Origin of the sequence: Exiguobacterium sp. s22 (genome assembly GCF_018617455.1) — a bacterium.
In the GTDB taxonomy this organism is placed as follows: domain Bacteria; phylum Bacillota; class Bacilli; order Exiguobacteriales; family Exiguobacteriaceae; genus Exiguobacterium.
Window position 1 is genome coordinate 128,450 of record NZ_JACSKD010000002.1, and the last position, 22,378, is coordinate 150,827.

Consider the following 22,378-nt stretch of genomic DNA (forward strand, 5'->3'; position numbering starts at 1 on the left):
GTGCAAACATGAACATATTAGAAGTACAAAACTTATCGAAAGTATACGGCAAGGACGAGATGGAGGTCAGAGCGCTCGATGACGTCTCGTTCACGGTGAAGAAAGGTGAATTTGTCTGTATCGTCGGGCCTTCGGGTTCGGGGAAATCGACATTGTTGCATTTACTTGGTGGTGTCGATGTGCCGACGAGTGGACAGGTGTTGATTGATCAAACAGACATTTATGCATTGGACGAGACGCAGCTTGCCATTTTCCGTCGTCGACAAATCGGTTTGATTTATCAGTTTTATAACTTGATTCCGATTTTAACGGTCGAAGAGAACATCACGTTACCGATGCTATTAGATGAACAAAAAGTGGATATCGCTCACTTGGAACGCATCATCGGCATCTTGGGCTTGTCAAACCGATTGACCCATTTACCAAATCAATTATCGGGAGGGCAACAGCAGCGCGTTTCCATCGGTCGGGCACTGATTAGTAATCCAGCTATTATCTTAGCCGACGAGCCGACAGGAAACTTGGATAGTCAAAATAGTGAAGAAATCATGAGCCTGTTAAAACTATTCAATAAGAAATTCAATCAAACGCTCATCATCATTACCCATGACGAACGGATTGCCTTACAGGCGGATCGTATCATTTCGATTGAAGATGGCAAGATTGCGAAGAATGAGGTCGTCCGCGCATGAACATCATCAATAAAATGACACTTCGGCATTTGCGCGAGAACAAACGACGCTCGCTTGTTACAATCATCGGAGTCATCATCTCTGTATCGATGATTACAGCTGTCACAACGCTCGGATCTTCTTTTTTGGATTTGATGATTCGTCAAGACATCGCAGATAACGGAGAATGGCATGTTCAGTATCTAGATACAAACGAAAAGCAAGTCGAAGCTATTCGGGATGATGCGAACACGAAGGCTGTCATCCTTTCAAATGATGGTTATGCTCAACTAGAAGAGTCACAAAATGCTTACAAACCATACTTATATGTTCGAAACTATAACACATCCGGATTGAAGAGTTTTCCAATTGACTTGACTGAGGGGCGTCTACCGGAAAAAGAAGGCGAAGTCGTCATTTCAGAAGGGATTCGCCAAAATGCCCTCGTCACCTATAACATCGGTGATGAATTGACACTTGAGATTGGAGAGCGGATTGATCCGTCATCAGGTCACGTGTTGACACAAAATGATGGTTTGATCCGAGAAGATGAGACGATTCTCGAACAATTAAACGTTGAGGATACGGTGACATTGACGGTTGTTGGAACGATGGCTCGACCTGACTGGGAACCGACTTGGTCGCCAGGGTATACAGTCGTCGGATTCATCGATGATCAAGAATTGAATGGAGCAAGAGTCGATACGTTCGTCGCCTTGAACGATGTAGACAACTCGATTTATTCGGAAGCGAAACAGTTGATGACCGAACAGAACATAGAACGTGTCGCCTACAATTCCTCGTTGCTTCGTTATTATGGAGTGACAAATGACGATGGCTTGCGTAAAACGCTATATGGATTTGGTGGAATCATCATGGCGGTCATTGTGATCGGTTCGATTTCTCTAATCTATAACGCATTCGCCATCAGTGTATCGGAGCGTTCTCGTTACCTCGGAATGTTGGCAAGTGTCGGGGCTACGAAGCGACAAAAGCGGAACTCGGTCTATTTTGAAGGGATGGTCATTGGGGGGATTAGCATTCCACTCGGTATCCTGGCGGGGATTACGGGTATTGCGTTCACATTCCTATTCATCAATGCATTTGCCGAAAAAGCGTTGAACGTGACGGAGAAGTTTGAAGTTGTCGTCACACCGATTACTTTACTATTAACTCTCTTCATTTCGAGCGTAACCATTTTCATTTCCTGCTATCTTCCGGCGCGTCGAGCCTCAAAGATTTCTGCGATTGACGCCATTCGGCAAACGCAAGATGTACGATTGACGTCAAAACAAGTGAAGACGTCAAAACTAGTTCGTCGTCTTTTCGGTTTAGAAGCAGAGATTGGGTTGAAGAATACGAAGCGCAACCGTAAACGGTATCTGGTTACCGTCTTCTCGCTCGTCATCAGTATCGTCCTGTTTTTAGTGGTCAGTTACTTCACTGATCGTCTCGAACAGTCCCTTGACATGTCTCAAGCAGACTATGATTTCGATATTCTTGTGAATGGTTCAACGCTTGATCAAAATGATTTACGGCGTTATGAATCGTTAGATCATGTGACGAACGGAACATATTTTGAAAATGCAACGGTCCAAACGATGGTCAGCAAATCTCAATTACCGAGTGCGATTACCAAGAACGAGAATTTGGCATCAACGTTTGTTGACGGAAAATTTATGTACTACGTATCCCTCTATCAATTAGATGATGAAAGTTTCAATGCGTACTTGAAACAAATTGGAGCGCCTGTCAGTCGTTTTGAAGACGGAGACGTACCAGGAGCCGTCTTGATTGATGAGATTTCGTATCAAGACATGGATCAGAAAAAATTCATCACTTCAGAGACGGTCGAAGCAGAAATCGGTGATACGTTTGAATTGAGGGACGAGAATGCAACGGGCGACGCGGCACCGCTTAAAACGATTCAAGTTGGCGCAATGACAGATATCGCCCCGACCGGTGTGATGACAGGTTCTCTTGGATGGCTAGATGTGATAGTACGAGAAGGGACGTTTGAAGAAGACGCAATCGGGGATTTGATGAAACAATCGAGTCCGTCAATCGCGTTGAATACAGATGACCCCGAGGACACACAACAAGTGATTGAAGCGGAACAGAATTTGGATTTGTATGTCTTTAACGTATCGGAACAACGGGAACAACAAGAACAGATGTTGTTACTTTTATCAATATTTGTGTACGGGTTTATCGTGCTAATTTCGCTAATCTCGATTGCGAACATTTTTAATACGATTTCAACGAGCGTCTCACTTCGTCGTCGTGAGTTTGCGATGCTTCGTTCGGTTGGGATGACTCCGAAAGGATTCAATAAGATGGTGTACTATGAAAGCATTTTTTATGGGGTGAAAGCCCTTGCGTATGGGATTCCCATCAGTCTTCTCATCATGTACCTCATCTATCGAGCGCAAATCAATACGTTTGATGCTCCGTTTACCTTGCCGTGGAATAGCATTTTGTTTGTCGTCATCATGATTTTCATGATTGTGGGTGCCTCGATGCTATATTCCGTTTCAAAAATAAAGAAAGATAACATTATCGACCGATTGAAACAAGAAAATGATTAAGTAGATTATTGAAAAATTCATGACAAACCATGAAGTACAAAACAAGGGGCTCAGTACATATTGAGTCCCTTTTTTATGATGTCATGACAAACAAAACAAGATTGCCAAAACTATATGAAGAACGACCAAAATAAAAATATTTTGTCACAGCTCTTGTTAATTAACCAAAAATAGGATATTTTTGATATATCGGATGACGATATAACGAAGAACGATACAAAGGAGCGGGATACGTGACACAACAGTCAAATACAGGCGCATTAACCGAGGCGGTTTATTATATATTGTTGTCCCTTCAAGTCCCGAGACATGGGTATGGGATGATGCAATTCGTTCAAGAATTAAGCAATGGGCGGGTTCATCTCGCCCCAGGTACGTTATACGGCGCCCTCAGTAGTCTAGTAGAGCGTGGATGGATTCAGGCGCTCGAAGGTACGGGGCGGAAGAAAGAGTATGAGATCACGGAAGCGGGTCGAAAGGCACTTCGGTCGGAGTTAAATCGGCTAGAAGAACTGGTGCGACACGGTCATGAATGGACGAAGGAGTTGGACACATGAAGATGAAAACGATCTATCGCATCTTTGTTGATTATGAGAAGGAAGAGAAGTGGCTCAACGAGATGGCTCAAAGCGGATGGGCACTCGAATCCTTTCGTTTGATGCGATATGTGTTCAAACAAGTCGAACCCGGGACGTACACGTATCGAATCGAACTATTGTCTAACTTACCTTCGCACCCCGAGTCGAAGGCGTATATGGCATTCCTGGATGAAGTGGGCATCGAAGTGGTTGACACCTCGTATCGGTGGATTTTCTTACGAAAACGAACGAGTGACGGACCGTTCCAATTGTATTCGGATTTTGATTCGATGATTCAGCGAGAAAAACGAATCATCCAACTGTATGGCGCAGTGGGGCTCGTCAACTTTGTTGCAGTGATAGCGAATCTTTCCAATCCATATGCGCAGTGGACCGTCCTATTGAACATAGCTGTCGTCGCGATGTTGGCCTATGCCGTCCAGCATCATACACGGAAAATGAGGACGCTAAAAGGTCTTAATGCAATCGGGGAGATGAAGTCGTCAGATTGAGCAGATGGATAAGGAGGAGCTAGATGGATTCACGAGAATGGAAGGACTGTATGATTTGTTTTGGATTGATTGCGGGGACGACACTCGGCGTAGTTCTCTCGTTCTTCTTCCATATTCAACTGACATACGGGATTGCGAGCGGGGCGATGGTTGGCTATATCGGAGGGCTTGGATTATCGATTTGGAAGAAATGATGAATCAGGGTAACATTCCTCGTCTCGATGACGAGGTTTTTTTGATAGATTGTGACGAATGATATGAAATTGGGATCTATAGGTATAGAGGGGTTATACGAAGGGGGTAACTGGATGGATGACCAGGTCATCATCGATTGGTACTGGGAACGATCGGAGTATGCGATTGTCGCGACGAAGAAGAAATACGGAAGCTATTGTCAACGTGTTTCATTTAATATTTTACAGAATCGCGAAGACACGGAAGAGTGTTTGAACGACTTATATCTAAAAGCCTGGGAGTCGATTCCACCGACACGCCCGCTTCGACTCGGGGCGTATTTGACGAAGATTGTACGAAATCTCTCATTGCAACGTTACAAGAAAAACCATACGAAAAAGCGTGGAGGTGGAGAAGTACCGCTCGTCTATGAAGAGCTAGAACACGTCCTCACGGAATCGATGAAAGACGATGACATCGTCGACCTGTTGAATGCATTTCTAGAAAATCTGCCACGACTGACAAGGGTGATGTTCATGCAACGTTATTTCTATTTACACTCGATTCAAGAAATTGCAACGACACACGAGCTCGGGGAGAGCCATGTCAAAATGACCTTGAAGCGCACGCGGGATGCGTTACAGCGAGCGCTTGAAGCAGAAGGGGTTCGCGTATGAAAAGTGAGCAGATCCTTCGACTACTCGGGGAAGTCGATGACCGGTATATAGAGGAATCGATGATGATAGAGCGAAAACCTTATCAACGACTGAAATGGGGAGGGGGACTTCTCGTTGCGATCGCTGCAGGATTCATGCTCTTCACATCGAATGTCTGGAACGAACGCATCCCATTATCTACGGATTCCACTGCGAATTCCGTTCACATTGTCGACCAATCAAAAGTGACATCAGATATTTCCAAGGAAAATATGATGGACATGACCGAAGATGAACTCTTTTCGAAATGGAATCCGGTCGTGGTCCGAGGAACGGTCACGAACATTCGACATATCGAGATTGATTTCAATGGAGAGACCGAATATCAGTCACTTATTACGATCCATGTATCCGATGTGTATCGTGGAGACGTGCAGGTCGGGCAAGATTTGATTGTCCGTGCCGATGCAATTGAGGAAACTGGACAGGCATCGCATTCTAGCGTTATCTCGCACGTACGGCAAGGCATGGAAGGGATTTTCATGCCGATTCCATATGATGACGAGTTTGTCTGGGAACAAAATGATGCGACGCTTCGATTGAAAGATATTGCCGATTACGGTTTTCCGGATGGGGAGCGTTATCTGTTTTTAGATACTCCGAACGGACTCTTGTTCGAGCGGGATGCTTACCCGTCCTTACACGGTTTGGACTCACTCGATGAAATAGAGCGCTGGATGATAACACGATTTACAGAATAATGGAGAACTCAAATCGATAAGGGGGAAATGGATATGGAACGGAAGATTACCGTAAAAGGAACGGGCAACGTCTCATCTCGACCGGATTTGATTGTGATTCACATGGACCTCGTCTCGAAAGCGCCACGATACGAAGATACGATGACCGAGGCAGCAAGTGCAGTGTCCCATCTTCAAAAAGCCATCACGCGTGCTGGTTTTGACAAGACGGACCTCAAAACGAGTGACTTTTCGATTGATACGGAATACGAGAGCTATCGTGATCGAGATGAGAATTATCGGTCGCGTTTCGTCGGATATGTCTGTAAACAGAAGACGAAGCTCGAATTTGCGCTCGATACATCTAAACTATCGTACGTCATCGAACAAATCAGTCAATCTCGGGCAAATCCGAAACTCTCCATTCGCTTCACGATGAAAGACCCGAATGCGATCGAGGATCAGCTATTGGTGAGTGCCGCGGAGAATGCGAAAAAACGAGCAGAGCTTCTTGCAAAAGGAGCAGGCGCCGAACTCGGAGACTTGCTTCAAATTGACTACACATGGGGAGAGATTCATCTGTTCTCGCCTACAAACGTCCTCTATAGTCAGGACGTCGTCTATTCGGAATCACGGATGCCTGAACTCGAACCGGATGATATTGACGTCAGTGATTCGGCGACGTTCATCTGGAGTTTAAAATGAGGCGACTGACTCTTTTGATTCTCCTTTCACTTTCGATTGCGTTACCTGTATCCGCTCTTTCTTACGCATATATATTTGTCGTGTTCGACCGAAACGCATATGAAGTGCTCGACACAACGATCGAGGAGGGTGCACTCGGTGACGTGATCGGTGAAGTGGAAACGACGGTCAACGACGAGACGGGACGGTATTACGGAAATGCCTCGAACGGATATCCGATTGGGACGGTGTACCGTGAAGTCGACGGGGAGTCTGTGGAAGACGTCATTGCGGTCGAGGACGGTTCGGAGTGGAAGCGAGCGGAGTACCGATTCGAAGCACCGTACCATTCACGTGACTTTATCAAATTCTTCGGTTACGGCCTACTTGGGATGGGCATTGTAATGTTGAGTTGGGCGTTCTTCAAACGAAGTTCGTTGTACAAAAAAGAAGCATGAACGAACGGAGAAATGGGAACGGGAATAAAGAGAGGTTCGACAAAGGGGGACTCATGATGAATATCTTGATTATTTTTGACTCACTATATGGTCATACAGAAAAGATTGCCCATGCGATGCAGCAAGAGCTGTCGAAAGACCATGAGGCACGTATGGAACATGTGTTGAATATTGGATTAGGCGACTTGGCACATGTCGATCTGGTCGTCATCGGTTCACCGACACACGGAGGATATGAGACGGAAGACATCAAAGTGTTTTTGGATGGAATCTCGGACAATGCGTTACGAGGGAAGCGGACGGCTGCCTTTGACACAAGTATCGTCAAAGAGAAACAGAATCCGATTCTTGGAAAAATCATCGACTGGTTCGGTCATGCCGTCAATCGAGTCGAAGGGGAAATGATTGAAAAAGGGGCGACGGATGTCCAGAAAGAGTCGTTCCTCGTCGATGGGACGACGGAGATGTTAAAAGAAGGCGAACTCGAACGTGCGAAAGAATGGGCGCGAGAGTTGGTCGGATAATATACGAAACGCATTCTGAGAACAGAGTGCGTTTTTTAATTGAAGAGGTCGAGATGAAGAGAAAAACGGGTAAATACTAAACAAGACGTAATGAACTAAATTGTTCATTACGTCCAGGTGGAATTCTATTTTACCTCAATGATCTCTCTCACAATTGTTCTGAGTCTCTCGGTATACTCTTCAATATCATAGACATGATTAATTTTGTGACGAACATTGGGTTCATCTCGGAACGTGATATATTTGTTCGTTAATGAATTTAAATGTAAACGGCAAACCCATTTCCGATTACTATCATCAATTAAAATATTAAAGTAACTAGCATTGTCTCTATAGAAAATACGATCTTTATCTATCACAGATCCTAGCAATACTTTGACGGTTGCATAGCCTTCAATTTCTTCTTGAGTTGTTTCAATAACTGGTTGTACCGGAATATCGACTATTGCTTCGTCTTCAACAGAGGTTGTGTTAGGGTCATCAGTATTTTGAATTTTTGATGGTTCTGGCTCGCCTGAAATTGCATGTTTTATTCGTTCATTTAAGTTTTCGTTAATAAATTGATTGAAGGCCTTGGAAACAATTGGTCGAAACTTATCGACAACTGTTTGAGTTTTAATACCTTGGTAACACTCTTGTATAAGTAATTTAATTAATTCGTCACTAGGAGATTGAGAAAGTGTTTTAAGCTGATCTTTAATTGCGCTTAGATACTTTAGTTCTTCGGCTGTAGAAAGAATTGTGTTCACATTAAATTCTTGCTTTTTGAACTTATAAAGTTCTTTAATTTCACTGTCTTTAATATTAGATAATACAATCTCGAAGAATGGGGTACTATCCATGACATTAGGTGAATCTAAATCTGTATAAAATCGATACATGTCACCATTTGTTAGAATTGCAAATTTAGCTTGTGTTGTTCCAAAATATCTAAATAATTGAGAATCGTGTTTTGTTAATGGTTCATTGATTGATTTTGCTTCTATGAGAATTGTTGGTTTGCCTTCTTCCATAATGGCATAGTCAACTTTTTCTCCTTTTTTAATTCCTACATCAGCAATATATTCAGGAGTAAATTCTGCTGGATTAAAAACATCGTATCCGAGCGTTTGGAAAAATGGCATAATCAGAGCGGTCTTCGTGGCTTCTTCTGTCGAAATTGAGTGTTTAAGTTGTTTGATGCGTTGAGAAACAGTACGAATATCTGAAGAAAACTTTTCCATTATAACAACCTCCAATATTTGCATTTAATAAGTTAATACTACCTTTTATTATCATGATAGTAAATTTGTCTTTGTATAGTTTTTTAATTGTTAAGGGGATTGTCACAATAGAAAGGGTGATATCCATGAAAAAAATGGAACGAGATGTATTGGTCGGTTGGATTGTCGTCGTACTCGTCCTCTTGGTGCACTTTCTCATCACCGTGTCGCTCGGCAACTCGTACTTTGCTGAAAGTTCACTGAATCGGATGTTGTGGCTCTCGAGTTTTCCAGCATTTTTGATTGCGTTCGGCGCAGCCTTCTTCCAAAAGACGAACACCGTTTTCCTAGCGGTTCGTCGTGGGCTATTGTGGACCATCGAGTTGATGGTCGCCTTCACTATCCTTGCTTGGGTGTTCCGTTCTTTCGAAGGACTGTATGCGAATGCGGGGCTCTATTGGTTATTCGGTGCCGTCTTAATTGGGCCGATCTTTTACATGATGGCGTTCCGACGTCAACATACAAAACGAATCCGGACGCCTTGACTCGAAACGTCTCCTCTTAAAGGAGGCGTTTTTAGATTGTCTTAGGATGGGAAAGGATAGAGAGAAGAGATTGGAGGAGAGTGCGATGAGTCAGTATTTTTCATCATCTTATGAAGAGTCGCGAGAGAAGTTCATGAACTTATTGTCTGAAGTGAAACGATTTTATCCGAAAGCGGAGCTGTTGACACACTCCATCGGGGACGAGAGTATCGACATTATTTTAGGCGAGCCGAAACGAGAGCGGAAAGCGATGATTCTCATGACGATTGGCGAACATGGGATTGAAGGGTATGCGGGTGCCGCCGTGACCCATCAATTCGTTCAAACGCAACTCGCGCATGTCCGTCACGAGACGACAGGGATTTGTCTCATCCATGCAGTCAATCCGTGGGGGATGAAACACTTTCGACGGGTCAATGAACACAATGTCGATTTGAACCGAAATTACGTCATCGATCGTGAGTCGGTCCCGTATAATGTGAACCGTGAATATGAGCTGATGCGTCATCTCTTCGTACCGGACGGGGTGATTGACGACTATCATGAAGCGCGTGAACAGATCTATTCGTTCCTTGGTTCCGGAATTAAGCTCGATGGCTTCAAAGCGATGAGTGGCGCGAAAGGGATGGGACAATATCAATTCCCGAAAGGGGTATATTACGGGGGAGAAGGAGACGAACCGTCCGCCATCTTTTTGAAAGGGATTCAACATGATTTACTGGAACGCTACGGAAAAGTGGTCCATCTCGATTGGCATACCGCACTCGGTCCGACAAACGAGGTGACGATGGTCATCAGTAAACGAGACGGTCGCACCGAAGATGAGTTAAAACAAGCGTACGGTCTCGACAACGTCAATGTGTATGACCCAGATGAAGTGCTCGGGGACTCGACGAATCATTTTTATTACGTGCGCGATACGGAATACCCGGATAAGGGACTCGTCTCTGCTCTCTTTGAATTCGGTACGTTCGGGACATCGAAAAAAGCGTCCATCCGTGAGTTTTTGACGATCATCTTAGAGAACCGACTTTATTTTGAAGGGACAAAGGACCCTGAAGCACGAAACGGGATTCAAAACGAATTCATGGCGATGTTTTATCCGGACGACCCGACTTGGCGGGAAGCCGTGTTACGAGAAGGGGCAAAGGCTGTTGAAGGCTACCTAAAAGGGGAAGCACTCTGGCGCGACACATAAGAGGGTTTCTCAAAGTTGGATTAGGGAACAATGAGGTTGTGAGTGTTTTCGCTTAAAAATGACTGTGGAGGTTGGATGATGGGATACATTACAGCACATGACGGCACAAATCTATATGTGGAAGATGTTGGGTCTGGGGAACCGATTGTGTTCTTGCACGGTTGGCCGGCGAACAACAATATGTTCGAGTATCAGAAGAATGCGCTCATCGAAGCGGGATATCGCTACATCGGGATCGACTTCAGAGGATACGGAAAGTCTGATGCACCGGCGACAGGTTATGACTATGAGACGATGGCGTCTGATGTGCATATGGTCGTCTACGGTCTAGGCTTGAAAGACTTCACACTCGTCGGTTTCTCAATGGGTGGGGCAATTGCAGTGCGATATGCAGCAGACTATAAAGAAGACGGTCTGAAAAAGTTAGTGTTAGCGGGAGCAGCGGCACCAATTTTCACACAACGTCCAGACTATCCATATGGAATGACGACGGACGAGGTCGATGCGTTGATTGACGATACAAGGGCCGACCGGCCGAAGATGCTCGAAGGATTTGGGGAAATCTTCTTTGAAAAAGAACATTCGAAACCGTTGCAAAATTGGTTCCACCATCTTGCGCTCGTGGCTTCGAGTCACGGGACGATTGCCTCTGCAAAAGCGCTTCGAGACGAAGACCTTCGTGACGCTCTTCCAAAGGTTGATGTGGAGACGTTAATCATTCACGGAGTGCACGACAAAATTTGTCCGTTTGAGTTTGCCGAACAGATGGAGCAGGGCATTTCAAATGCGCGAATCGAGCGCTTTGAAGAGAGCGGACACGGTACGGTGCTGGATGAACGAGAGAAATTTAACGATACGTTGTTGCAGTTTGTTCAATAATCGATGGCCTCTGAATCGGGGGCCTTTTGTATGTCGATATGGGTAAGAACCAACGAAAACGGGTATAAATCAAATGGAGTTCCCTTCCATTTTTTGAATCACTGAAACATCGCTGTGACTAGAATCACGATGTTTTTTTGTGTTGTTTTAGAGAAATGGGGATGAAACCAGATTCGAACATGGATTTAGTTCAACCTGTCCTACCATTCATGGTACAATAGCGGGGTGGATTAACAGATTGAGGAGAGATTTAAATGAACATCGCTTTCTTTTTATATCCGAAAGAAGACGTCAAATATTTGGACCCCGAATCAACGGTACGACAAGCACTTGAAAAGATGAAACATCATCGATTCACGTCTGTCCCACTCGTTTCGGAGAACGGATTTTACGCCGGGACGATGACAGAGGGGGATTTACTCTGGGCACTCGCAGAACAACTTCGCGGGGAAGAAGATTATGAAAAAGTGCTCCGGACACGTCTAAAAGACATTAAGCAACGCGTTCGCTATAAGCCGGTCTCCATTACGGCACAGATCGAAGAACTCGTCGATGCGATCACAGACCAAAACTTCGTGCCGGTCGTCGATGACGGGAAGTATTTCATCGGCATCATCCGACGCCGTGACATCATCGAGTATTACTCGACAAAGTTGAAACAACTGGAGAATGAAGTCCGATAATGAACAAGCCAGAACCGACTCCCGGTTCTGGCTTGTTTTTACGTTTCTTCTCGTTTTGTTCTTAAGAACGGAAGAGGAGCAATCATCGCGACATAGTAGATGAATGTAATGACGAGCAACAAAATGATTGCCGGTAAATAAGGGGCAATCAGTGGAACGGCGAGAAGAACGGCAAGAGTCATGAGTCGCTTCCACGACACTTTAAAGAAGAGACGGTTAAAGTAAATGACGCCATATCCAAACAGGACGATTGCGACATACAACGTGATTCGATGTGCCAAATCGAGCGTTTGCACCGGGTCATGGACGATTGTGATTTTGACGACAGCGAGTAAGATGATGCCGAGGAACATCGAAAGGTGGGACCAATAGAATCCAGCCTTGGCTGTCTGATCTCGTTTATCCGTATGCATTTCTTGGAAAAGAGTTTCTCGCTCTTCATCGTCTTTTACGTAGGAATACCAAAGGAGAACAGTCAACATGAGGGCAAGAATCATCGTCAAGACAACATCGGATGTTAAATCTTCATCAATGGCGGCTCGTCCAGTCGATGCAATCGTCTCACCGAGGGCAATGACTAAGATGAGGTAATGTCTCTCAAGGAAGTGCCAAGAGGACACTTCGAACTGACCTCTGTTTTTCTGTACGAGAGGACCTAATACCGCCACAATCGCGACAATTCCCCATACAATCAGGCGTACGTTCCCCTCAAACAGCGAAGCGACGAGGATGATGATGCTAAAGGAGACATTGTACGGTACGATGGCAAGCATCGCCTTTTTCGTATCCTCATTACTGTGCAACAAGAATAGCGTCGAATGCACGCCGACAATCACTAAAAAACCAAGTCCGAAAATGAAGCCGTCTTCCTCATATGCTTTTGGAATGGCGACGGAGATCAACATGAATCCAATCATCCCGAGCGTCATAAAGATTTGATGGTTTCTTTTCGTCAATTTAGTCGTATTCGTCAACCAAATATATCCTTCAAAGATGTACCAAATAAGGGCCATGAGAACAAGAACTTCTAAAAATGTATGAACGCTGAGATGGTATTCGAGCTTTAACGTGAGCTGGATGAACGTAAATACAAATACGAGATCGAAAAACAGTTCAATTTTGTCTACTTTTTCGTGGTGAGAGGGCATGGGCGCACTCCTTTGCTTGGATTCATATTTCTTTACCCACCTCTGAATAAAAAAACCCTTCATTTCGAAAATGAAGGGCAAATCTCAATCAAGTGGTGGAAAATGAGGTAACACATATTCTCCTAATTCATCGATGACTTCCTCAGCCGGACGTTCTCCGTCGAAGAGGGCGAAGAAGAGATGGTTCACGCCGATGGCTCGATACGCTTCAAGCAACTTGATCAAGTGATTGCGGCCAATTCGGAATCCGAGACGAATCGGTGTCGGTGGCTCGTCTGGGTCATGCGTCAAATCAAGATGCATCGGCATCGAGAAGGGACGGAAAGCACGACCATGCGCTTCACCGCTTGCGCGCCACGCGTCGAGCACTTGTTGTTGCGCGAAAGGTGCCTGCGGGTAGTACATCCATCCGTCGCCATTCGCTCCGAGCCAGTCCATGTCTTGTTGTGCGAATCCGGTGATCATCGTCGGAATCCGTTTCTTCGGACGAGGCACGAGCGTTGCCTGTTCAACTTCCCCATAAGGCGAGTTGATTGTTGGGTAATTGTTATAGAGCGTCTGTTCCATGACACGAAGCGATTCTTTGAATTGGTCGCCGCGTGTCGGGTGATCGACTCCGAGTCCTTTGAAGTCGGCACGACGGTCGCCTGACGAAATCCCGAGAATCAACCGTTCGGGGAACAACGCTTCAATCGTCGCGACTTCCTTCGCCGAACGAAGGGGATGACGCAGTGGTAAGACGAGCGCAGACGTACCGAGCGCAATGTTTTTCGTTTGACCGAGCAAATGTGTACCATAAATCAGCATGTCATAGATTTGACCGACAGCCGGGTCTAAGAAGTTCGGATCTTTGAGTAAGACATCACGTAACCATAGCGCTGTGAAGCCATAGTCGTCTGCTTTTTGAGAAAGTTCGACTTGGCGCTCGAGTGTCGGGGTACGCATTTTGAAATTCTCTAAAGGGATGTGGAGGCCGAGCGTGAGCTCGCCCTCCCGATACATCCGATTGTAGCTTTGATGATTGTTGAACATAAGCGCCTCCTTAGTTTGCTTCCAAACGACGTGAGATGGCTGTCAAGATGACGGCGATGATGACCATGATGCCACCGACCCAAGGTGTGTGGACGAGTCCGATTGAATCGGTGACGAGTCCGCCGATTGTCGCACCGAGGGCAATCCCGATGTTGAAGGCCGCGATGTTGAGTGCGGATGCGACATCGACAGCAGCCGGTACATATTTTTCAGCCAATTGCACGATATACAGTTGAAGTCCAGGCACGTTCATGAAGGCAAGGAGACCCATCAAGACGATGGCAATGAGACCTGCCACTTTGAAAGGAATCATGAACGACATGAGAATCATGACGGCAGCGTGAACGATGAACATATAGAACAATGCTTTCGCTGGATTTTCGTTGGCGAACTTTCCACCGACCGCGTTCCCGATGGCGACTGCGATTCCGTAAACGAGTAAGACGACACTGATCAAGTTCGGGCTGATCTTTGTCACGTCTTGCATGATGGGTGTCAAGTACGTGAAGGCGACGAACGTTCCACCGTAACCGAGTGCTGTAATCAAGAATCCGAGCATGAGACGACCGTTCGTGAGTAATTTCTTCATATCTGAGAATTTTGCCGGTGGTGACTGTTTCAAATCTTTTGGAATCAAGAAGAAACTTGCGATGATTGAAATGACACCGAGTGCTGCGACGGCGAAGAATGTGGCGCGCCATCCGAACGCTTGTCCGATGAAAGTACCGAGTGGGACTCCTGTAACGGTTGCGACAGTTAAACCAGTGAACATGAGTGCGATGGCACTCGCTTTTTTATGTGGCGGTACAAGTTGTACGGCAATCGTTGCGCCGATTGAGAAGAAGACACCATGCGAGAATGCGGTGATAAATCGGGCGACGATCAACAGTTCGAAGCTGGTCGACATGGCCGAGACCAAGTTTCCGCCGATAAAGACGACCATGAGTGCCATGAGTAACGTCTTACGGTTCATTCGGTTTGTGAGTGCCGTCAAAATCGGTGCACCGACGGCGACGCCGATTGCGTATCCCGAGATAATGAGACCAGCGAGTGTGATGCCGATGTTTAAATCACTTGCGATGGATGCGAGGAGACCGACTGGGACGAACTCGGTCGTTCCGATGCCGAAAGCGCTGATCGCGAGAGCGAGTAATGCCAACCCTCCATTTTTAGGTGCCTGTTCTTCGACAGGTTGTGTGTACGGTTGATTCATGAGTAGTTCCTCCTAAAATAAATGAATAGTGTGGAAGACGAGGGCCCTTCGTCTCCGGATAGCAAAGACATTTCACTTTCCTCTATTGTTCAGTACGGTCGAAAAAGTACCTTACCGTCTCAAGGGGATGTTACAAGCGAAATGAACTTGTATAGATTTGCTACAGTTGCTATCATAAGTGCATGAAAACAGTTTGAGAAGTACGTACTTTTTAGTGCGGTAGGCACCAAAAAGTGCCTATGTAAGAAATGGAGGAAACGAAATGCAATATAATATTCCGGTCGAAGCGACACTTGACGTCATCGGCGGTAAGTGGAAAGTCGTCATCATGTGTCACTTGATCAAAGGGGAGCGACGGACGAGTGAACTGCGTAAACTCATGCCGAACATCACGCAAAAAATGCTCACCCAACAATTGCGTGAGCTCGAAGCGGATGGTGTCGTCGTTCGTACGGTGTTCGAGCAAGTTCCGCCGAAAGTCATTTACTCACTCTCTGAGTACGGATGGTCACTCAAGCCAATCTTGGACGCCATGTGCGCCTGGGGCGAATGCCATATCGATCAGTCCGGTGAAGAGGTCATTTCATAACCATCACGGTCGTCCAATACGGACGACCGTTTTTCGTAGTGACAAGTCGGGTACAGGGACAGAGACAAGGAGGAATTAGGATGGACGTGAAAACTTTTTTGTTTACAGATGACGGCTCCATTCCCAACCATCGGGATTATCCGGCGCTCCTCTATCGTGGCGTCTTTGATGACCCGAGCGGGATGCGAGAGACGTTTGCCCATAATGAATGGACGAACAGTTGGGTGAACGGGGTGTTCGACTATCATCACTATCACAGCAACACGCATGAAGTATTGGGCGTATTACAAGGTGAAGCGACGCTTCAACTCGGAGGGACGAACGGTGACCTCGTCCGCGTCCGCCTAGGTGATGTCCTCGTCTTACCGGCGGGAACGGGACATCGTCGCATCGAGGCGAGCGAAGATTTTCAAGTGATCGGGGCATACCCGGACGGTCGTGACTATGACACGTTGACAGGAAAGACGGAAGAACGACCGGACAACGTGAAGCGAATCGAACAAGTCGAAAAACCGAAGTTTGACCCCGTCTTCGGGACGACGGGTCCACTACATGAGGCATGGACAAAGGAGGAAACGTTATGAATCAACGACTACCACATTCTTTACTACTTGCGGCACTCAAACAGCATGTCGTCGAACTGAAAGATGGACGCGAGATGCGCGCACTCGGTCAGGGCACGTGGCGGATGGGAGAAGACAAATCGAAGCATGATGCTGAGGTGGCGGCGCTTCGGACCGGACTCGACTGTGGACTTCACGTCATCGATACGGCGGAGATGTATGGGGAAGGAGAGTCTGAGAAGTTGGTCGGGGAAGCCATTCAAGACCGACGTGAGGACGTCTTCCTCGTCTCGAAAGTGTATCCATACAATGCGTATGGCGACAAACTCGTCAACGCATGCGACGCGTCACTCGAGCGACTCGGGACAGACTATCTGGACCTCTACTTACTCCATTGGCGAGGCGATGCCCCGCTCGAGGAGACGATTCAAGGGATGGAGCAGCTGAAAGCAGACGGGAAGATTCGGGCATGGGGGGTCTCGAACTTCGACGTAGACGATATGAAAGAACTTCTTGCCTTACCGAACGGAGATAACTGCGCGGTCAACCAAGTGCTCTATCATCTCGGCAGTCGAGGCATTGAATATGACCTCCTTCCTTATTTGAAAGAACAAGGCGTCCCGGTCATGGCATACGCGCCGCTCGCCGAAGGAAGTGACGTGAAAGAAGACGTCTTTGAAAACGAGACGGTCAATCGAATCGCGGAGGCTTATAGCGCCTCCGTCGCCCAAATCTTGCTCTCCTGGACGATTCGGAGCGGACACGTCATCGCCATCCCAAAAGCCGGGCAGGCCGAACACGTCGAGGAGAATGCGGCAGCGCTCTTGCTCGATTTAAGTGAGGAAGATTTTGCGGCGCTCGATGAGGCGTTCCCTCCACCGACGACGAAACAACCGTTAGACGTCATTTGACGAATGTGAACTGGACCGATCAAAGATCCAGTTTTTCTTTTGACGAAATCGATTTTTCTTTACAGGTTGAGGGTAAATAAAGGAAGGACTTGCTTGTGTAGATGACATCGATACGACGAGGGAGCTGAACTCTATATGGAACAGACGTACACCGCTGAAGAATTCAAAGACAAGATGTATACGAATTTAAAGGTACGCCCGAGTGATTCCGTTATCCTCATGTGCTCCATCTTCATCGCTTCTATCGGACTGAATATGAACTCGATTCCCATCATTATCGGGGCCATGTTGATTTCGCCGCTCATGACGCCTATCCTGAGTATCGGGCTCGCTTTGTCGCTCTATGACATGAAACTCCTTCGAGCGGGTGTACGTTTGTTGCTCGTCCAAGTCGCGGTCAGTCTCACCGTCGCGACCATCTATTTCGCCATCTCACCAATCACCTATGCGAGTAATGAAATCATTGCCCGGACCGAACCGACGATTTGGGATGTCATCATCGCCTTCGCCGGGGGAACTGCCGGCATCATCGGGGCACAAAAGAAGATGAGTAACAACATCGTCCCAGGTGTCGCCATCGCGACCGCCTTGATGCCCCCTCTCTGTACGGTCGGCTATTCAATTGCGACATGGAACGTCGATTATTTGATCGGGTCGAGTTATCTCTTTGTCATCAACTGTGCGTTCATCGCCATTGCGACGTTCATCGGCGTCAAGTTCATGGGCATCTCGCAAGTGTTGACGAAACAAGACGCGAACCATAAAAAAATCAATCGCCTCCTCATTGCGTTATCTGTCCTGATTGTCGTCCCAAGCATCTTCTCGGCCGCGACACTCGTTCAAGACAGCATCGTCCGGACAGGAATCAACAATTTTATCGAAGAAGAGTTTTCAGACGCCATCATCATCAGTCAGGACTATCAAGAGGATGACAATCTTCTTCTCGTGACGACGACGGGGAAACGGTTGACCGAGGAAGAACTCGCCGACATCGAATCGCGCCTGCCGGACTATGGGCTTCGGAGCATTGAGCTCTCGGTGACACAAGTCCCAGACTTGAACGGGTTGTCCGGGGAGAAGGTGGCCGAACTGTTGCAGAAGTATTTAGAGAGTCGCCTGCAACAGTTCAACCTGTTCGACAGCCGTCAAATCGATTTAGAGGACTTGCCGTTCGAACTGCAGAACGAAATCAATCCAAACTAAAAGACCATCGATTGTTTTCGATGGTCTTGCTCGTTAGTTCGCGAGCGGATGTTTCAAGAGATAGTCTTCGATTTGATCGATTGTTTCTTTCAACACGCCGTCTGCGAACGGAGACTTGAGACCTGCCAGTTCCACGAGTTCGAGGAACGAGCGGCTTCCGCCTGCCTGACAGAGTGTGAGGTAATCGCTCCACGCCGCGTCGCGGTCTTCATGCATGCGTACCCAGAACTGGAACGCACATACTTGTGCGAGCGTGTAATCGATATAGTAGAACGGGCTTTGGAAGATATGGCCTTGTTGGTGCCACCATGCGCCCGACTCGAGATAGTCGTTCGTCTCATAATCGCGGTGCGGAAGATAGACCTTCTCCAAATCGCGCCACGCCTGACGACGCTCGTCTGCTGTCATGTCCGGATTGCGGTAGACGACGTGTTGGAACTCATCGACGAGCACACCGTACGGAAGGAACGTCATACTACCGGCCAAGTGATTGAACTTGTACTTGTCGACTTGGTCGCCGAAGAAGAGCTCCATCCATGGCCAGCAGAAGAATTCCATCGACATCGAGTGAATCTCGCACGCCTCATACGTCGGGAAGGCGTATTCCGGTGTCGTCAAATGACGGCTCTCATACACTTGGAAGGCATGACCGACTTCGTGCGTGAGCACGTCGATGTCGCCGGCCGTCCCGTTGAAGTTCGAGAAGATGAACGGAAGTCCTTCAGACGGCAAGTACGTGCAGTAGCCACCACCTGACTTCCCTGGTTTCGCCGTCAAGTCGAGGGCGCCGCGTTCCTGCATATACTGGAAGAACTCGTCCGTCTCGTTTGAGAGTTCACGATACATCTTGTTTCCGCCTTCGATGATGAACGACTCATCCCCTTGCGGTGTCGCGTTTCCGTCTGGGAAGACGAACGACTCATCATAATAATAGAGGTGGTCGACCCCGATGCGTTTCGCCTGCTTTTCTTTTAAGGCAGATGCGAGCGGGACGATGACGTCACGGACTTGTTTCCGGAAGTTGTCGACCATCGACTCGTCATAGCCGACGCGTTGCATGCGTGCATAACCGAGTTCAACGAACGACGGGAAGCCGAGCGCGTGAGCGATTTCCGTGCGGACTCGTACGAGTTCCCCATAAATGCGGTCGAGCTCGTCGCCATTGTCAGAAAGATATGTATAGCGGGCGACGGATGCGGCTTTCCGGACATCACGGTCTGGTGACTGGAGATACGGACCGAACTGTGACAAGTTGAGCGTCTTGCCGTCAAATTCGATTTGCGCAGCGGACATGACTTTTTGATAAGCGGTCGCGAGGCGGTTTTCTTCCTGTAATTTCGGAATGAGTGACTCCTCGAACGTTTCGAGTGCGCGTTCGGCGAGCGAGAACAGTTGGCTGCCCCATTCCGCTTCGAGTTCAGTGCGAAGCTCGTGGTTCGTCAAGACGCGATAGTACGCTTGAATCTCCTTCTCATAGACGGGAAGTGCGTCGTCAAAGAAGGCTTGTTCTTCCTCATAAAACGAATCGCGTGTGTCGACCGAATGTCGGATCGCGACGAGCTGACTTTGTGTCTCAAAGTCGTTCCGTTCCTTGTTGATTTGGCGAATGAGTTCGTTCGCTTCCTCGAGTGTGCTGGCTTGCTGTAATTCGGCAGAATAGTCCGACAATCTGCTGTTCAAAGCATCCAAGTCGGGCCGTTCATATGACAATTTTGTGAAAGTCGTCATTGTAAGCGCCTCCATCGTGTGAAATTTTTACAAAGTGTAAAAAGGGCTTGCAAAAGCGATTGCACACTCGTATTCTTACGATGTGTAAAACGATTTCGCACTACCTTATAACCACTATACCGTTAATAGGGTAGGGATTGAAGTATTGGCTTTTCGGGTATAAAAGTGAAGACTTCGATTCAATAGAACATGTTGGAGGGATTAAGCTATGGGATTCTTTAAAAAACTTTTTGGTGGTAAAGAAGAACAACTCAACGCGGTTTCACCGCTTACAGGAAAGGTCGTCGACATCACGAACGTACCGGACCAAGTATTCTCACAAAAAATGATGGGTGACGGGATTGCAATCGAGCCGACAGAAGGAAAAGTCGTCTCACCGGTCAGCGGAACAATCGCGACAGTATTCCCGACGAAACACGCGATCGGTATCAACGCGGACAATGGTGCCGAATACTTGATTCACATCGGTTTGGACACGGTCAACTTGAAAGGTGAAGGCTTCGAGACTCACGTCACAGAAGGTCAGTCAGTGAAAGTAGGCGACCCGCTCGTCACGTTCGACCTCGACTTCATCAAAGCGAACGCACCATCAACGATCACTCCGATCATCATCACGAACCATGACAGCTTCGGCGTGAACAAACTTGTCGCAGAAGGCGACACGGTGACAGCTGGATCTTCAGAAGTCGTCGAATTGACAAAGAAATAAGAGAGCGACTCAATACTCGGGAGCTTACGCTTCCGAGTATTTTTTTGCGAATGCGGGAATTATAATGGAGAGAGGGAAGGGGGAAATGAGATGGATGGAAAAAATGCACCATACCGGGGATACGGGGATCGGATACGAATATTACGAGAACGGGCCGGATTGTCGATCGAGACGCTTGCGGAACGAATCGGTGTCGCCCCTTACTTCATTCGACGTACGGAACTGAGTGAGGTGTATCCGACTATGCCTTACATAGAGGCGCTCGCAGACGCTTTGCATATCGACCCGAATTACTTGGCGCGCCATATCTGGACGGGAGAATCGCTCAAGGTGCTCATGCGAGGGAAAGTCCCGGAACTTGAACAGATGAAGCTCGCCTACGAAGAAGCGATGCATGGGAAGTCCGTCGAAGAGATGCAGCGACAGCTTGAGGAGCGGATGCGCATCTTTGACTTGATGCATGAAGAGGAATTACAACGCATTTTCGAGGAAGACGAGGAGCCGACGAGCCACCACGCACTCGAAGCGCTTGTCGATGCGGTGCTCGACCTCGGGCGGTCGCACGACACGACGCGTCACATCGTCCCGTTCGCCCGCTATGTGGAGCGGCTCGTTCCAGACCAGTTCGCGGACAACTCATTCCAGTACGCAGAATATGGTGTCGTGGACAAATCATATAAATTGCAATGACCGTAGAGCACTCTACGGTTTTTTTGCGTAAAAAAATGACCAGGAGATTCTCCCGGTCATGTCAATCAGCGCGTCGGACGCGCTTCGTAGCGTACTTTTGGACGCGTGCCGGCGAGTAAGAAGCCGAGCACGATATTCAAGATTGTGAGCACCCATCCGACATAACCGAATGTGTAAGCAAGACTCGCTAGCATCGTTTGCCAGTCGAGCAATGCGGCTGCGTCTCCGCGGAATGTGAAGCGGATGGCAGTGAAGCCAATGAGTGTCGTTGCAGTAATCATGATGCCGATCCATGCGCCACCGAAGCGGGATGTTTGTGGACGTCTGCTGACTGGATACCAAAACGCGAGCGTTCCGATAAACGTGCTACCTGCATAGGCAAGTAGAATTTGCCATAACGCATCTGCGTCTAAGAAGACGGTATAACAGATGAACGTCGTGAGCGTCGACATAAACGTAAAGATCAAGGCTGCGAGTAATCGTGATCGCATAGTTCGTTT

At 47.4% G+C, this 22,378-nt stretch carries 26 protein-coding genes; 20 read left to right on the forward strand and 6 right to left on the reverse strand.

Features of this window, described 5'->3' with window-relative positions; genetic code table 11:
• Positions 1-8 precede the first annotated feature (8 nt).
• The 10 genes from KNO94_RS04435 to KNO94_RS04480 all read left to right on the forward strand — a co-directional run bounded on the left by KNO94_RS04435 (position 9) and on the right by KNO94_RS04480 (position 7,585).
• Positions 9-692 (forward strand): ABC transporter ATP-binding protein, encoded by a 684-nt coding sequence (locus KNO94_RS04435; protein ID WP_074033830.1) that lies wholly within the window; start codon positions 9-11, stop codon positions 690-692.
• On the forward strand, positions 689-3,259 hold the full coding sequence (locus tag KNO94_RS04440) for an ABC transporter permease (protein WP_214777824.1): 2,571 nt from the start codon (positions 689-691) through the stop codon (positions 3,257-3,259). Before KNO94_RS04435 ends, KNO94_RS04440 begins: the two co-directional genes overlap by 4 nt.
• 233 nt (positions 3,260-3,492) lie before the next feature.
• Positions 3,493-3,816, forward strand: coding sequence for a PadR family transcriptional regulator (locus tag KNO94_RS04445; protein ID WP_214777826.1), 324 nt, complete (start codon positions 3,493-3,495; stop codon positions 3,814-3,816).
• Positions 3,813-4,349, forward strand: a complete 537-nt coding sequence (locus KNO94_RS04450) for a DUF2812 domain-containing protein (protein ID WP_214777828.1) — start codon at positions 3,813-3,815, stop codon at positions 4,347-4,349. Before KNO94_RS04445 ends, KNO94_RS04450 begins: the two co-directional genes overlap by 4 nt.
• A 23-nt stretch (positions 4,350-4,372) precedes the next feature.
• On the forward strand, positions 4,373-4,543 hold the full coding sequence (locus tag KNO94_RS04455; protein WP_214735196.1) for a hypothetical protein: 171 nt from the start codon (positions 4,373-4,375) through the stop codon (positions 4,541-4,543).
• 114 nt (positions 4,544-4,657) lie between these two features.
• Positions 4,658-5,200, forward strand: coding sequence for an RNA polymerase sigma factor (locus KNO94_RS04460; RefSeq protein ID WP_214777836.1), 543 nt, complete (start codon positions 4,658-4,660; stop codon positions 5,198-5,200).
• Entirely contained in the window at positions 5,197-5,940 is a 744-nt protein-coding gene (locus KNO94_RS04465) for a hypothetical protein (RefSeq protein ID WP_214777838.1), read from the forward strand. The genes KNO94_RS04460 and KNO94_RS04465 overlap by 4 nt, the downstream gene beginning before the upstream one ends.
• Before the next feature lie 33 nt (positions 5,941-5,973).
• Complete coding sequence (locus tag KNO94_RS04470) at positions 5,974-6,624, forward strand: SIMPL domain-containing protein (RefSeq protein WP_214777840.1); 651 nt, start codon at positions 5,974-5,976, stop codon at positions 6,622-6,624.
• A complete protein-coding gene (locus tag KNO94_RS04475) occupies positions 6,621-7,061 on the forward strand; it encodes a hypothetical protein (protein WP_214777842.1) in 441 nt (146 codons plus the stop codon). The genes KNO94_RS04470 and KNO94_RS04475 overlap by 4 nt, the downstream gene beginning before the upstream one ends.
• Positions 7,062-7,117: 56 nt before the next feature.
• On the forward strand, positions 7,118-7,585 hold the full coding sequence (locus KNO94_RS04480; RefSeq protein WP_214777844.1) for a flavodoxin family protein: 468 nt from the start codon (positions 7,118-7,120) through the stop codon (positions 7,583-7,585).
• 125 nt (positions 7,586-7,710) lie between these two features.
• Here KNO94_RS04480 and KNO94_RS04485 read toward each other — a convergent pair whose 3' ends face one another.
• Positions 7,711-8,808, reverse strand: coding sequence for a type I restriction endonuclease (locus KNO94_RS04485; protein WP_214777846.1), 1,098 nt, complete (start codon positions 8,806-8,808; stop codon positions 7,711-7,713).
• A 125-nt stretch (positions 8,809-8,933) separates the two neighbouring features.
• Between KNO94_RS04485 and KNO94_RS04490 the strand changes: the two genes are divergently transcribed.
• The 4 genes from KNO94_RS04490 (at position 8,934) to KNO94_RS04505 (ending at position 12,092) form a co-directional block, all read left to right on the forward strand.
• Positions 8,934-9,332 carry a hypothetical protein gene (locus KNO94_RS04490; RefSeq protein ID WP_214777848.1) on the forward strand — a complete coding sequence of 133 codons (399 nt, stop codon included), beginning with the start codon at positions 8,934-8,936 and terminating at the stop codon, positions 9,330-9,332.
• Between the two features lie 85 nt (positions 9,333-9,417).
• Positions 9,418-10,530, forward strand: a complete 1,113-nt coding sequence (locus KNO94_RS04495; protein WP_214777850.1) for a M14 family metallopeptidase — start codon at positions 9,418-9,420, stop codon at positions 10,528-10,530.
• A gap of 75 nt (positions 10,531-10,605) precedes the next feature.
• On the forward strand, positions 10,606-11,409 hold the full coding sequence (locus KNO94_RS04500) for an alpha/beta fold hydrolase (RefSeq protein WP_214778284.1): 804 nt from the start codon (positions 10,606-10,608) through the stop codon (positions 11,407-11,409).
• Positions 11,410-11,663: 254 nt separating this feature from the next.
• Positions 11,664-12,092 carry a CBS domain-containing protein gene (locus tag KNO94_RS04505; RefSeq protein WP_012727014.1) on the forward strand — a complete coding sequence of 143 codons (429 nt, stop codon included), beginning with the start codon at positions 11,664-11,666 and terminating at the stop codon, positions 12,090-12,092.
• A 38-nt stretch (positions 12,093-12,130) separates the two neighbouring features.
• Here KNO94_RS04505 and KNO94_RS04510 read toward each other — a convergent pair whose 3' ends face one another.
• The 3 genes from KNO94_RS04510 to KNO94_RS04520 all read right to left on the reverse strand — a co-directional run bounded on the left by KNO94_RS04510 (position 12,131) and on the right by KNO94_RS04520 (position 15,485).
• Positions 12,131-13,240: a low temperature requirement protein A gene (locus KNO94_RS04510; protein ID WP_214777852.1), complete on the reverse strand. Its 1,110-nt coding sequence runs from the start codon at positions 13,238-13,240 to the stop codon at positions 12,131-12,133.
• An 84-nt stretch (positions 13,241-13,324) separates the two neighbouring features.
• The gene (locus KNO94_RS04515; protein WP_214777854.1) at positions 13,325-14,272 is read right to left on the reverse strand and encodes an LLM class oxidoreductase; all 948 of its coding nucleotides are present in this window, start codon (positions 14,270-14,272) and stop codon (positions 13,325-13,327) included.
• A 10-nt stretch (positions 14,273-14,282) separates the two neighbouring features.
• Positions 14,283-15,485, reverse strand: coding sequence for an MFS transporter (locus KNO94_RS04520; RefSeq protein ID WP_214777855.1), 1,203 nt, complete (start codon positions 15,483-15,485; stop codon positions 14,283-14,285).
• 262 nt (positions 15,486-15,747) lie between these two features.
• Between KNO94_RS04520 and KNO94_RS04525 the strand changes: the two genes are divergently transcribed.
• The 4 genes from KNO94_RS04525 (at position 15,748) to KNO94_RS04540 (ending at position 18,751) form a co-directional block, all read left to right on the forward strand.
• Entirely contained in the window at positions 15,748-16,074 is a 327-nt protein-coding gene (locus KNO94_RS04525; protein ID WP_214777857.1) for a winged helix-turn-helix transcriptional regulator, read from the forward strand.
• Between the two features lie 80 nt (positions 16,075-16,154).
• A complete protein-coding gene (locus KNO94_RS04530; RefSeq protein ID WP_214777859.1) occupies positions 16,155-16,658 on the forward strand; it encodes a cupin domain-containing protein in 504 nt (167 codons plus the stop codon).
• Positions 16,655-17,548 carry an aldo/keto reductase gene (locus tag KNO94_RS04535; protein ID WP_285800773.1) on the forward strand — a complete coding sequence of 298 codons (894 nt, stop codon included), beginning with the start codon at positions 16,655-16,657 and terminating at the stop codon, positions 17,546-17,548. The genes KNO94_RS04530 and KNO94_RS04535 overlap by 4 nt, the downstream gene beginning before the upstream one ends.
• A 135-nt stretch (positions 17,549-17,683) precedes the next feature.
• A complete protein-coding gene (locus KNO94_RS04540) occupies positions 17,684-18,751 on the forward strand; it encodes a DUF389 domain-containing protein (RefSeq protein ID WP_214777861.1) in 1,068 nt (355 codons plus the stop codon).
• Positions 18,752-18,784: 33 nt separating this feature from the next.
• Here the strand turns inward: KNO94_RS04540 and KNO94_RS04545 are convergent, their stop codons facing one another.
• Positions 18,785-20,479, reverse strand: a complete 1,695-nt coding sequence (locus tag KNO94_RS04545) for a M3 family oligoendopeptidase (protein ID WP_214777862.1) — start codon at positions 20,477-20,479, stop codon at positions 18,785-18,787.
• A 208-nt stretch (positions 20,480-20,687) separates the two neighbouring features.
• On the opposite strand from KNO94_RS04545, the gene KNO94_RS04550 reads away from it, so the two are divergent.
• Positions 20,688-21,188, forward strand: a complete 501-nt coding sequence (locus KNO94_RS04550) for a PTS sugar transporter subunit IIA (RefSeq protein ID WP_251125818.1) — start codon at positions 20,688-20,690, stop codon at positions 21,186-21,188.
• Positions 21,189-21,278: 90 nt separating this feature from the next.
• Positions 21,279-21,878, forward strand: a complete 600-nt coding sequence (locus KNO94_RS04555) for a helix-turn-helix domain-containing protein (protein WP_214777864.1) — start codon at positions 21,279-21,281, stop codon at positions 21,876-21,878.
• A 65-nt stretch (positions 21,879-21,943) separates the two neighbouring features.
• On the opposite strand, the gene KNO94_RS04560 is transcribed toward KNO94_RS04555, so the two are convergent.
• Positions 21,944-22,369 carry a hypothetical protein gene (locus KNO94_RS04560; protein ID WP_214777866.1) on the reverse strand — a complete coding sequence of 142 codons (426 nt, stop codon included), beginning with the start codon at positions 22,367-22,369 and terminating at the stop codon, positions 21,944-21,946.
• Positions 22,370-22,378 lie beyond the last annotated feature (9 nt).

Bases quoted from the DNA above. Each gene is read 5' to 3' on its own strand.
- KNO94_RS04435 (WP_074033830.1), top strand. From the start codon at position 9: ATGAACATATTAGAAGTACAAAACTTATCGAAAGTATACGGCAAGGAC.
- KNO94_RS04440 (WP_214777824.1), top strand. From the start codon at position 689: ATGAACATCATCAATAAAATGACACTTCGGCATTTGCGCGAGAACAAA.
- KNO94_RS04450 (WP_214777828.1), top strand. From the start codon at position 3,813: ATGAAGATGAAAACGATCTATCGCATCTTTGTTGATTATGAGAAGGAA.
- KNO94_RS04455 (WP_214735196.1), top strand. From the start codon at position 4,373: ATGGATTCACGAGAATGGAAGGACTGTATGATTTGTTTTGGATTGATT.
- KNO94_RS04460 (WP_214777836.1), top strand. From the start codon at position 4,658: ATGGATGACCAGGTCATCATCGATTGGTACTGGGAACGATCGGAGTAT.
- KNO94_RS04465 (WP_214777838.1), top strand. From the start codon at position 5,197: ATGAAAAGTGAGCAGATCCTTCGACTACTCGGGGAAGTCGATGACCGG.
- KNO94_RS04470 (WP_214777840.1), top strand. From the start codon at position 5,974: ATGGAACGGAAGATTACCGTAAAAGGAACGGGCAACGTCTCATCTCGA.
- KNO94_RS04475 (WP_214777842.1), top strand. From the start codon at position 6,621: ATGAGGCGACTGACTCTTTTGATTCTCCTTTCACTTTCGATTGCGTTA.
- KNO94_RS04480 (WP_214777844.1), top strand. From the start codon at position 7,118: ATGAATATCTTGATTATTTTTGACTCACTATATGGTCATACAGAAAAG.
- KNO94_RS04485 (WP_214777846.1), bottom strand. From the start codon at position 8,808: ATGGAAAAGTTTTCTTCAGATATTCGTACTGTTTCTCAACGCATCAAA.
- KNO94_RS04490 (WP_214777848.1), top strand. From the start codon at position 8,934: ATGAAAAAAATGGAACGAGATGTATTGGTCGGTTGGATTGTCGTCGTA.
- KNO94_RS04495 (WP_214777850.1), top strand. From the start codon at position 9,418: ATGAGTCAGTATTTTTCATCATCTTATGAAGAGTCGCGAGAGAAGTTC.
- KNO94_RS04500 (WP_214778284.1), top strand. From the start codon at position 10,606: ATGATGGGATACATTACAGCACATGACGGCACAAATCTATATGTGGAA.
- KNO94_RS04505 (WP_012727014.1), top strand. From the start codon at position 11,664: ATGAACATCGCTTTCTTTTTATATCCGAAAGAAGACGTCAAATATTTG.
- KNO94_RS04510 (WP_214777852.1), bottom strand. From the start codon at position 13,240: ATGCCCTCTCACCACGAAAAAGTAGACAAAATTGAACTGTTTTTCGAT.
- KNO94_RS04515 (WP_214777854.1), bottom strand. From the start codon at position 14,272: ATGTTCAACAATCATCAAAGCTACAATCGGATGTATCGGGAGGGCGAG.
- KNO94_RS04520 (WP_214777855.1), bottom strand. From the start codon at position 15,485: ATGAATCAACCGTACACACAACCTGTCGAAGAACAGGCACCTAAAAAT.
- KNO94_RS04525 (WP_214777857.1), top strand. From the start codon at position 15,748: ATGCAATATAATATTCCGGTCGAAGCGACACTTGACGTCATCGGCGGT.
- KNO94_RS04530 (WP_214777859.1), top strand. From the start codon at position 16,155: ATGGACGTGAAAACTTTTTTGTTTACAGATGACGGCTCCATTCCCAAC.
- KNO94_RS04535 (WP_285800773.1), top strand. From the start codon at position 16,655: ATGAATCAACGACTACCACATTCTTTACTACTTGCGGCACTCAAACAG.
- KNO94_RS04540 (WP_214777861.1), top strand. From the start codon at position 17,684: ATGGAACAGACGTACACCGCTGAAGAATTCAAAGACAAGATGTATACG.
- KNO94_RS04545 (WP_214777862.1), bottom strand. From the start codon at position 20,479: ATGACGACTTTCACAAAATTGTCATATGAACGGCCCGACTTGGATGCT.
- KNO94_RS04550 (WP_251125818.1), top strand. From the start codon at position 20,688: ATGGGATTCTTTAAAAAACTTTTTGGTGGTAAAGAAGAACAACTCAAC.
- KNO94_RS04555 (WP_214777864.1), top strand. From the start codon at position 21,279: ATGGATGGAAAAAATGCACCATACCGGGGATACGGGGATCGGATACGA.
- KNO94_RS04560 (WP_214777866.1), bottom strand. From the start codon at position 22,369: ATGCGATCACGATTACTCGCAGCCTTGATCTTTACGTTTATGTCGACG.